9 protein-coding genes are annotated in these 10,218 nt (G+C 60.0%); 5 read left to right on the forward strand and 4 right to left on the reverse strand.

Features of this window, described 5'->3' with window-relative positions; genetic code table 11:
• Positions 1-55: 55 nt before the first annotated feature.
• Both G5306_RS19895 and G5306_RS19900 read right to left on the reverse strand, forming a co-directional pair.
• Complete coding sequence (locus G5306_RS19895) at positions 56-1,426, reverse strand: ATP-binding protein (protein ID WP_410170594.1); 1,371 nt, start codon at positions 1,424-1,426, stop codon at positions 56-58.
• Positions 1,408-2,103, reverse strand: coding sequence for a response regulator (locus tag G5306_RS19900; RefSeq protein WP_227341731.1), 696 nt, complete (start codon positions 2,101-2,103; stop codon positions 1,408-1,410). The genes G5306_RS19895 and G5306_RS19900 overlap by 19 nt, the downstream gene beginning before the upstream one ends.
• 85 nt (positions 2,104-2,188) lie before the next feature.
• Between G5306_RS19900 and G5306_RS19905 the strand changes: the two genes are divergently transcribed.
• The 4 genes from G5306_RS19905 (at position 2,189) to G5306_RS19920 (ending at position 5,645) form a co-directional block, all read left to right on the forward strand.
• The gene (locus G5306_RS19905; protein WP_216952360.1) at positions 2,189-3,100 is read left to right on the forward strand and encodes a cation diffusion facilitator family transporter; all 912 of its coding nucleotides are present in this window, start codon (positions 2,189-2,191) and stop codon (positions 3,098-3,100) included.
• Positions 3,101-3,108: 8 nt separating this feature from the next.
• Positions 3,109-3,888: a serine O-acetyltransferase gene (gene cysE, locus G5306_RS19910; RefSeq protein ID WP_005339552.1), complete on the forward strand. Its 780-nt coding sequence runs from the start codon at positions 3,109-3,111 to the stop codon at positions 3,886-3,888.
• A gap of 20 nt (positions 3,889-3,908) precedes the next feature.
• Positions 3,909-5,189, forward strand: a complete 1,281-nt coding sequence (locus tag G5306_RS19915; protein ID WP_227341733.1) for a hypothetical protein — start codon at positions 3,909-3,911, stop codon at positions 5,187-5,189.
• A 246-nt stretch (positions 5,190-5,435) separates the two neighbouring features.
• Positions 5,436-5,645: a cell division protein ZapB gene (locus G5306_RS19920; RefSeq protein ID WP_005342050.1), complete on the forward strand. Its 210-nt coding sequence runs from the start codon at positions 5,436-5,438 to the stop codon at positions 5,643-5,645.
• 77 nt (positions 5,646-5,722) lie between these two features.
• On the opposite strand, the gene elbB is transcribed toward G5306_RS19920, so the two are convergent.
• Positions 5,723-6,373: an isoprenoid biosynthesis glyoxalase ElbB gene (elbB, locus tag G5306_RS19925; protein WP_421313567.1), complete on the reverse strand. Its 651-nt coding sequence runs from the start codon at positions 6,371-6,373 to the stop codon at positions 5,723-5,725.
• 400 nt (positions 6,374-6,773) lie between these two features.
• Between elbB and polA the strand changes: the two genes are divergently transcribed.
• Positions 6,774-9,539, forward strand: coding sequence for a DNA polymerase I (gene polA, locus G5306_RS19930; RefSeq protein WP_421313569.1), 2,766 nt, complete (start codon positions 6,774-6,776; stop codon positions 9,537-9,539).
• Positions 9,540-9,624: 85 nt separating this feature from the next.
• Here polA and G5306_RS19935 read toward each other — a convergent pair whose 3' ends face one another.
• A complete protein-coding gene (locus tag G5306_RS19935; RefSeq protein ID WP_160881280.1) occupies positions 9,625-10,167 on the reverse strand; it encodes a gamma carbonic anhydrase family protein in 543 nt (180 codons plus the stop codon).
• Positions 10,168-10,218: the final 51 nt, after the last annotated feature.

Here is a 10,218-nt window from a genome sequence, read left to right on the forward strand (position 1 = left end):
ATGTAAAGCCAAGAAGGGGCGCCAGCATACCCAGCGCCCGTCCGGATGAAAAGGATCAGGCGATGGGCAAGCGGATGGTGATGGTCAGCCCGGTGGGGTGATTATTGCTGGCCGCAATGGTGCCGCCGTGGCGCTGGATCGCCTCCGAGGCGATGGCCAGCCCCAGCCCGGTGCCGCCAGTCTTGGCGTTGCGGGCGTCATCGACCCGGAAGAAGGGCTGGAACAGCAGCGCCTGCTGCTCGTCTGGCACCCCGGGGCCGTCATCCCGAATGGTCATCACCCACTCCAGTCCCTCCCGATACCAGTCCACCTTGATGAACTCGCGGGCATATTTGAGGGCGTTGCGCAGGGGGTTCTCCACGGCCCGGGCCAGCAGCTCGGGCCACATCTGGATCGACTCTGCGGGCAGCGGCGGCAGTCTGAGCTGTTTGCCACTCTGATTCGCTTCGAACATGGCATCTTCGAGGATGGGTTCCAGCAGGTCGGCCAGCGGATGTACCACCGGCGCCTCCACATGCTGCTGCACTCGCGACAGATCCAGCAGATCGCCGATCAGCTTGTCCAGCCGTCCGATCTCCGATTCGATCCGCGCCAGCTCGGCGCTGTCACCCTGCTTGCGGCGGATCAGCGCCTGCGCCAGTTGCATCCGGGTGAGGGGGCTGCGCAGCTCGTGGGAGATATCGGAAAGCAGCTGTTTCTGCTTCTGGATCATGCTCTTGAGTGTCTCCACCATGCGGCTGACGTTATCCGCCAGCTGGCCGATCTCGTCGCCCCGTCCCAGGTTGGGGATCTGTACCTCCAGATTGCCAGCCGCCAGTTGGGAGACCGACTTCTGCAACTGCAAGATGGGGCGGGTCAGCCGCCAGGCGAGCAGCAGGCAGAGCGGGGTGCTGACCAGCATCGAGATGCCCAGAATGCGGATCGGGTGATCCAGCACCTGTATGAACAGGAACAGGTAGGGGTTCTCGGCATTGAGGCCGAAATAGACGTGATAGCGATGGCCGCGGTGCTCCATCAGGAAGGGACCAGCGATCGCCTTGCGATCCTCGTTGCCCAGCATGGGTTTGGCCGGGTCATCGGCGTCCACCATAAAGCGCACCACAAACTTGCGCGGATGGGTGGTGGACTGGATCTGCCCCCTCTCGTCGCGCAGGTAGACATTGTCCACCGGGAGCATGGCGATCTTGTCCATCGTTTTGGCCAGATCGAAATCCTGATTCGGATCGGCAGCGTTGAGCAGGGCCTGCACATTTTTCTGCATTCGCACCGCCTCATGGGTCGGCAGCGGGATCTGGTTGCGAGGATCCAGAGTGGGCAGGCTGATCACGGCGGCCAGCATCACCAGCAGCATGAACCAGAACCAGAGGAAGATGTGGGTCGATATGCCGTTGAGGGAGCTGGTACTCTTTATTCTTGCTCTAGCCACAGGTAACCGCGCCCCCGTACGGTTTTGAAGCGGGGCTGGCCATCACTGCGGTCCGGCAGCTTCTTGCGCAGGTTGCTCAGGTGCATGTCGATGGCCCGATCGAAGGGCTCCAGCTTCTTGCCAAGCACCTGTTCGGAGAGGTGGCTCTTGCTGACAATCTGGCCGGGATTGCGCAGCAGGCACTCCAGCAGCCCGAATTCGGTGGCGGTCAGCTCCAGCAGTTGTACGCCGCAGCGGGCCTGCTGCAGGCCGGGTTGCAGCACGATATCCATGAAGTGCACTTCGTCGGAGGAGCTGCCACGCTGGGGCGGGGCACTCTGGGTACGGCGCAGGATGGCGCGAACCCGGGCCAGCAGCTCCCGATCGTCGAACGGCTTGGCCAGATAGTCGTCGGCACCCGCTTCCAGACCGTTAACCCGATCCTGGCTGTCGCCACGAGCGGTCAACATCAGCACCGGGGTTTCATGGGTCTTGCGCAGCTTGGTCAGCATGGCAAAGCCGTTGAGTTTGGGCATCATCACGTCCAGCAGCACCAGATCGAAGCTCTGCTCCGCCAGCCGTTGCAGCCCCTCTTCACCATCCTCGGCGACCGTGACCTGAAATCCCTCCAGGGTCAGAATTTCGGTGAGCAGCTGGGTCAATTCAAGATCGTCGTCGACCAGGAGTATTCTGTTCATCGGGTGTTATTCCGCAGATTTTCGCGCCAAACTGACGCCGGGGTCAGGGTATAATAAGTTTTTCATCGCCAGAGGAAAGCCGGTTTTGAGCCATCAACAATATTCCCGTTGGGTTACCTTTGCCAGCATGGCGGCCGTCACGACTGCCACCCTGCTCATCATCGGCAAACTGATCGCCTGGCTGATGACAGACTCGTCGACCCTGCTGGCGTCGCTCACCGACTCTTTTATGGATGTGAGTGCCTCCATCATCAACCTGCTGGCCATTCGCTATGCGCTGGCCCCCGCCGATGATGAACACCGCTTCGGTCACGGCAAGGCGGAGTCTCTGGCGGGGCTGATCCAGTCGGCCTTTATCTCCGGTTCCGCATTGCTGCTGGTGATGCACGGCATCTCCTCCCTGCTCAAACAGGCACCTATTGAACGGTTAGAGGCGGGTCTCTGGGTTAGTGGCGGTTCCATTGTGCTGACCCTGCTGCTGGTCAGTTTCCAGAGTTTCGTTATTCGCAAGACCAACAGCGTGGCCATCAAGGCGGACATGTTGCACTACCGCTCCGATCTGCTGCTCAACGCCGGTGTCTTGCTGGCGCTGGTGCTGGCGGGGCAGGGGTGGTACTGGGCTGACGGCCTGTTTGCCATCCTGATCGGGTTGTTCCTGTTGTGGGGGGCGGGACATATCGGCTACGAGTCGGTGCAGGCCCTGCTCGATCGTCAGTTGCCAGCGGAAGAACAAGCGAGAATAATGGCCCTCTGCTGCGCCGTCGAAGGGGTACACGGCGTACATGACCTGCGCACCCGTCAATCCGGGCCGACCCGATTCGTACAGTTGCATCTGGAACTGGATGATCAGATCCCCCTGGTCAAGGCCCATCAGATCGCCGATGAAGCCGAGCTGGCGGTTCGCCAGGCATTCGAGCGGATGGATGTCATCATCCACATGGACCCCATCTCGGTGCTGACAAAAGAACAACAGAGCCCTCACCCAGAACAACAGTAGGCTGCAACATGGATGAACTGGTTGCCAAAACTTGGCACAAAATTCAGCAAGAAGCGGAGTGCATGGCGGCCCAGGAGCCGATGCTGGCCAGCTTCTTCCACTCCACCATTCTCAATCACAAGAATCTGCGTTCGGCGCTGAGCTTCCAGCTGGCCAACAAACTCGACAGCGCCACCATGCCCGCCATCGCCCTGCGCGAGGTGATCGAGCTGGCCCTGCGCAGCGAGCCCGAGCTGCTGACGGTAGTGGCGGCCGACATCTGCGCCGTGCAGGAGCGCGATCCTGCGGTCGACCTCTTCTCCACCCCGCTGCTCTACCTCAAGGGGTTCCATGCCCTGCAGGGGTATCGGGTCGCCAACTGGCTGTGGCGTCAGGGGCGCCGCTCGCTGGCTCTTTATCTGCAGAACCAGATCTCGGTGGTGTTCGGGGTGGATGTGCACCCGGCCGCCCGCATCGGCAAGGGCATCATGTTTGACCATGCCACCGGCATAGTGGTCGGCGAGACGGCGGTGATTGAAGATGATGTCTCCATCCTGCAGAGCGTTACCCTCGGTGGTACCGGCAAGGAGAGCGGCGATCGCCACCCCAAGATCCGCGAAGGGGTGATGATAGGGGCGGGCGCCAAGGTGCTCGGCAATATCGAAGTGGGCGTGGGTGCCAAAATCGGCGCCGGCAGCGTGGTGATCAACCCGGTGCCACCTCATACCACGGTTGCTGGCGTACCCGCCAAGATCGTCGGCCGTCCGGAGTGCGACAAGCCTTCACTGGATATGGATCAGTGTCTCTGATCTCCTGACCGGAGGCGTCGATGGCCAAACGCTGGTCGGGTTATCTGATTTTGGGGATGTGGCTGCTCAACCTGCTTCATCTCTATCTGGGTCTCTCCCCCTGGCCCGCGGCCATTGCAGCCTGGGGGGCGTCACTGCTCACCTGGCCCTGGCTGGTAGGGGCCGCCAGGCGGCAGGCGCTGGCCCTGTATAGTGCCGCCCTGCTGCTGTTGATCTTCTCCTGGTGGCAGGGCGCGACCCTCATTGCCGGTGACTGGCTGCTGCCCAATATCAATATGCTCACCATGTTTGCCGCGGTGAGCACCCTCAACCTTGCCACTTCCGGCTTGCTGACCGGCACCACCTCCTGGACCGGGCGCAAGGGGCTGTGGAGCACCATGGCCAGCCTCAATCTGCTGGGGGCGGTCATCAATCTCTCGGTGCTCTTTATCATCGGCGATCGGCTGGAGCGTAATGGCACCCTGGAGCGGCGTCAGGTGATGGTGCTGAGCCGGATCTTCTGTGCCGCCGCCTTCTGGTCACCCTTCTTTGTCGCCATGGCGGTGGCGCTCACCTATGCGCCGGGCTTGCAGCTCTCCCATATTCTGCCGTTCGGGATCCTCGCCGCCTTGCTGGCGATGGGGCTGACTGCCTGGCAGGTGGAGAGGATCGGAGTGGCCGACTTTGCCGGTTATCCGCTGCGGTTGCAGACACTGGGGTTGCCAGTCACGCTGGCGTTGCTGGTACTGCTCATCAAGCAGATCTGGCCCCAGCTCGGCATTCTGGCGGTGATCGCACTGGTGGCCCCGCTGCTGGCGCTGCTCTTTATGCCGAGGACAGGGCGCAAGGCGGCCCTCAAGCGGCAGGTGGTGGAGCGTTTCCCCGCCATCGGCGGTCAGCTGGTGCTGTTTCTGGGGGCCGGTTTGTTGGCGGCAGGCATCAACAGTGCGCTGTCGGTCATCGATTTCGGTGCCGGTCACGGCCTGCCGCTGTTCAACCACTTTGGCTGGCTGGAGGCATCCCTCACTCTGCTGCTGATCCTGCTGGTGGCCATCGTCGGGGTGCATCCGCTCATCAGTATCTCCGGGCTGGCGCCACTGCTCTGGCCGCTGGCGCCGGATCCCAGCCTGCTCGGTATGTGTTTCCTGCTGGGATGGGGGCTTGCCACCGGCACCAGTCCGCTCTCCGGATCCAATCTGGCGCTGGCCTCCCGTTACAACCTCAGTGCCGGGCTGATCCTGCGCTGGAACCTGCTTTACGGCCTGCTGATGTATGTGGTCGCCTGTCTGTTGCTGGGGGCTTATATCGCCTTGCATGGATAGCGACCGTGCCATCAGGATGGCATCAATGATGCGTTGGTAGCGGCGCTTTTTAGGTACGGTTTAGAGTGTTGTCGCGGCTCTGGCGCAGGATGCGAGAAAAATAGACGCATATTTAGACAATACATCTATGGAAGGCGCATTTTACAGCGCACTGGCTTGTTTGTGCCGATAGGCTCGGGGTATGCTGGCTCCACGCGCTTGAATCGCCCTCTGTGGGGCATCGCAATTGAACAAACAGGTATGCATATGTCACTAGAAGTCCTTGAGCAACTCGAATCCAAAGTACAATCCGCTGTCGACAACATCTCCCTGCTGAAGATGGAGCTGGACGAGCTGAAAGAACAGAACAGCAAGCTGCAAGACGAGAACCATCAGCTGCGTAACGAGCACGCTGCATGGCAGGAGCGTCTGCGTGCCCTGCTGGGTAAAATGGATCAGATGGGCGAAACCATCTAATTCATCGCCTTCAGGCAGAATTGAAAACGGGCCGCTCTATGAGCGGCCCGTCTATTTTTGTTTTGGCGGGATGGGAATTACAGCGCCAGCAGTTGTTTGACTGTCTTCTCGATGCCGTCCGCGGCTTCGACTATGTTGTTGGCCAGCATGTAGGCGGGGGTGGAGATCACCTTGCGCTCCTGATCCACCACAAACTCGTTGACCGGGCAGTTGAGATGGGTGCCACCCATCTCCTCGATGGCGTTGGCGGTACCCTCGTCATGGCCGATGGTCGCCAGCGTTCCAGCACCATATATCAGCGGGATCATGGCGGGCGCGATGCAGATATAGGCGGCCGGTTTATTGGCTTTGGCAAAGCTCTGGCACGCTTTCAGCACATCGGGCTGGATCTGGCATTCGGCGCCCCTGATTGCGAAGTCGCACAGGTTTTTGGCAGCGCCAAAGCCACCGGGCACCAGCAGGGCGTCATAATCTACCGCATCCAGCTCGGCCACATCCTTGATCTGGCCACGGCAGATGCGGGCCGCTTCGACCAACACGTTGCGGCTCTCTCCCTCGCTCACTTCACCGGTCAGGTGGTTGATGACATGGAGCTGCGCCACGTTCGGGGCGAAGCACTGGACGGCGGCTCCCTGACGGGCCAGCGCCAGCAGGCTGATGACGGCCTCATGGATTTCGGCTCCGTCAAAGACACCGCAGCCACTCAAAATCACGGCCACTTTTTTCATGGCAAACTCCTCGTTGTTGAAAATGTGAGCCAAGATGGATTGTTGTACTTTTGTATGGTTATCGCTCGCCATCTGCTGGTCAAGTCATCTTGCTGTGCTAGGATTGTTTCGTTTTGGATCCTGCCGTACCTACTCCCTTAAATCTTTTTCCACATTGATCGAGATCATTCTAACTGTCTTGCGATCGGTTTTTGCGATCTCAATATATTGTTTTTAATGGTTTTTTATGTTCTTATGCACAGTTTTGTCACTGTGCACTCTGATGCACTCCATTTTTGAACACAGAGTTATCCACAGGCTGAGTCCATTTATCAGGCGTTGTGTACTGTTGCTACGCCCCTTGGTGTGAGGGGGGGCCTGTGGCATCCTAGCGGCTGTTTATCTCTGGCAGGACGATTTCATGGCCCCTAGCAACCCCCTTATTCTGGTCGACGGCTCCTCTTATCTTTACCGCGCCTTCTTCGCCTCCCAGCAGGCCGATCTGCGCACATCGACCGGTTTGCCAAGCGGCGCCGTCCGTGTCATGGCCAACATGATGCGCAGCCTGCGCAAGCAATATCCTGACTGTCATGTGGCCGTGGTGTTTGATGCCAAGGGCAAGACCTTCCGCGATGACATCTATCCCGAGTACAAGGCGACCCGTGCCAGCATGCCGGACGATCTGCGCAGCCAGGTCGCGCCTATCCACCAGATGATCAAGGCGATGGGCTTCCCCTTCCTGATGGTGGAGGGGGTGGAGGCTGACGACGTGATCGGCACCCTGGCCCGCCAGGCGACCGAGAAGCAGCTGCCGGTACTGATCAGCACAGGTGACAAGGATATGGCACAGCTGGTCTCCGACCATGTCACCCTGATCGACACCATGAAAGATGTGAAGACCGATAGGGAAGGGGTGATCGAGAAGTTTGGCGTACCGCCCGAGCTCATCATCGACTATCTGGCTCTGATGGGGGACAAGGTCGACAACATTCCCGGCATGACCGGCGTCGGTGAAAAGACTGCACTGGCCCTGTTGCAGGGGATTGGCAGCATCGACGAGATTGCCGCCAACCTCGACAAGGTAGCTGCGCTCGGCTTCCGTGGCTCCAAGGCGTTCGCCGACAAGTTCCGCGAGCAGGAGGAGCAGGTTCGCCTCTCCTATCGACTGGCGACCATCAAGACCGATGTCGAGCTGGAACAGAGTCTGGAAGAGCTGTTGCTCAAGCCGGTCGACAAGGAGTCCCTGCTGGCGGTCTATCGCGAATACGAGCTGCGCAACCTGATCAAGGAGCTGGAATCCGGTGGTGAAGAGGGCAGCGAGAGCGCCGGACAAGACGAGGCTGGCGATGAGAGCGCCGCTCCGGTTGCCGCCATCGAAACCGACTACCGCTGCATTCTGGACGAAGCCGAGTTTGACGGCTGGCTGGAACAGCTGAAAGCGGCACCGTTGTTTGCCTTCGATACCGAAACCACCAGTCTCGACTATATGGAGGCGCGGATCGTCGGCGTCTCCTTCGCGGTTGAGCCGGGCAAGGCTGCTTATGTGCCGTTTGGCCATGACTATCTGGGGGCACCGTTACAGCTGAGCGAGGCTGTGGTGTTGGGCAAGCTCAAACCGCTGCTGGAAGATCCGACCCGTCTCAAGGTGGGGCAGAATCTCAAGTACGATCGCAACGTGCTGCTCAACCACGACATCGACCTGCAGGGCATTGCCTACGACACCATGCTCGAATCCTATGTGCTCAACTCCACCGCCAGTCGTCACGATATGGATTCGCTGGCCAAGCGTTACCTCGGGGTCGAGACCACCTCGTTTGAAGATATCGCCGGCAAGGGAGTGAAACAGCTCACCTTTAACCAGATCGAGCTGGAGCAGGCCGCTCCCTATGCGGCGGAAGATGCCGATATCACCCTGCGTCTACACCAGACCCTGTGGGGTCAGCTGGAGGCCGTGCCGGGTCTCGCCAAGGTATTCAGCGAGATCGAGCTGCCGCTGTTACCTGTACTGGCGCGGATGGAGTTGCTCGGTACCACCATCGATCCCAAGCTGCTGCACCAGCAGAGCCAGGAGATCGAAGTGCGTCTGGCGGAGCTGGAGAAGCAGGCCCATGAGCTGGCTGGACAGGAGTTCAACCTCTCCTCACCCAAGCAGCTTGGGGAGATCCTCTTCACCAAGCTGGGCCTGCCGATCATCAAAAAGACTCCGAAGGGGGCGCCGTCCACCGCAGAAGAGGTACTGGCCGAGCTGGCGGAGACCTACGAGCTGCCGCAACTGCTGATGGAGCACCGTGGGCTGGCCAAGCTCAAGTCCACCTACACCGACAAGTTGCCGCTGATGATCAAGCCGCAGACCGGGCGGGTACACACCTCCTATCATCAGGCGGTAGCGGCTACGGGCCGTTTGTCATCATCTGATCCCAACCTGCAGAACATCCCGGTGCGCAATGAGCAAGGGCGCCGGATCCGTCAGGCCTTCATCCCGAGCGCCGGTTACAAGCTGGTGGCGGCGGACTACTCCCAGATCGAGCTGCGCATCATGGCGCACCTCTCCGGTGACAAGGGGCTGCTGACCGCCTTTGCCGAGGGCAAGGACATCCACAAGGCGACTGCCGCCGAGGTGTTCGGCGTGGCGCTCGATGCGGTCACCACCGACATGCGCCGCGGCGCCAAGGCGATCAACTTCGGCCTTATCTACGGCATGAGTGCCTTCGGTCTGGCCAAGCAGCTGGGGATCGGTCGTGCCGAAGCGCAGAAGTACATGGATCTCTACTTCGAACGCTACCCGGGCGTGCTGGAGTATATGGAGCGCACCCGTCAGCAGGCGGAAGCCCAGGGGTATGTCGAGACCCTGTTTGGTCGTCGCCTCTATCTGCCGGATATCAAGTCCCGCAACGCCGGTCTGCGCAAGGCTGCCGAACGGGCCGCCATCAACGCCCCGATGCAGGGCACGGCCGCCGATATCATCAAGCGCGCCATGATCAACGTGGATAGCTGGATCCGCGGTATCGAGGATGAGTCGATCCGCATGCTGATGCAGGTACACGATGAACTGGTGTTCGAGATCCGCGAAGAGAAGCTGGAGGAGTACACCGCCATCATCAAGGAGAAGATGTCGGCCGCTGCCGAACTGCATGTGCCGCTGCTGGTGGAAGCGGGTACCGGCGATAACTGGGATCAGGCCCACTGATTTCCGGTCAGCCGTTCTGCACGGCTATATAGCTATATAAGAAGCGAAGCCCGGCATCATGCCGGGCTTCCTGTTTCTGCCTGCCCTATGAGGTCTCTTGCAGATACTCATCCTTGAGCAGGACATAGTTGTCAGCCGAGGTTTTGAGAAAGGCGATCTCGGCAGGTTTGAGCGGGCGAGCCTGTTTGACGGGATTACCTATATATAGAAAGCCCGATTCGAGTCGCTTGCCCGGTGGCACCAGTGAACCTGCGCCGATCATCACATCATCTTCAACCACGACGCCATCAAGCAGAATGGCACCCATGCCGACCAGCACCCGGTTGCCGATGGTGCAGCCGTGCAACATCGCCTTGTGACCCACAGTGACATCTTCACCGATCAGCAGCGGATAGCCGGTCGGGTTGCTGGCGCTCTTGCGAGTCAGGTGCAGCACCGTGCCGTCCTGAATATTGCTGCGGGCGCCGATGCGGATATGGTTAACATCCCCCCGCGCCGCCACCATGGGCCAGATGCTGGCATCATCGGCCAGTTCGATATCGCCCACCAGTGTTGCGCAGGGGTCTACATACACCCGTTTGCCCAGTTGCGGGCGTTTTCCTTTGTAGGGTCTCAGTCGCAAGTCCATCTTGGCCTCCTTGTTTTCGGCCATTCTAGCAACCAGAAGGGTGTTTCTGTG

This window comes from Aeromonas sp. 603404, from assembly GCF_049171775.1.
GTDB classification, from domain to species: Bacteria; Pseudomonadota; Gammaproteobacteria; order Enterobacterales; family Aeromonadaceae; genus Aeromonas; species Aeromonas veronii_A.

Bases quoted from the DNA above. Each gene is read 5' to 3' on its own strand.
- G5306_RS19900 (WP_227341731.1), bottom strand. From the start codon at position 2,103: ATGAACAGAATACTCCTGGTCGACGACGATCTTGAATTGACCCAGCTG.
- cysE (WP_005339552.1), top strand. From the start codon at position 3,109: ATGGATGAACTGGTTGCCAAAACTTGGCACAAAATTCAGCAAGAAGCG.
- G5306_RS19915 (WP_227341733.1), top strand. From the start codon at position 3,909: ATGGCCAAACGCTGGTCGGGTTATCTGATTTTGGGGATGTGGCTGCTC.
- G5306_RS19920 (WP_005342050.1), top strand. From the start codon at position 5,436: ATGTCACTAGAAGTCCTTGAGCAACTCGAATCCAAAGTACAATCCGCT.
- elbB (WP_421313567.1), bottom strand. From the start codon at position 6,373: ATGAAAAAAGTGGCCGTGATTTTGAGTGGCTGCGGTGTCTTTGACGGA.
- polA (WP_421313569.1), top strand. From the start codon at position 6,774: ATGGCCCCTAGCAACCCCCTTATTCTGGTCGACGGCTCCTCTTATCTT.
- G5306_RS19935 (WP_160881280.1), bottom strand. From the start codon at position 10,167: ATGGACTTGCGACTGAGACCCTACAAAGGAAAACGCCCGCAACTGGGC.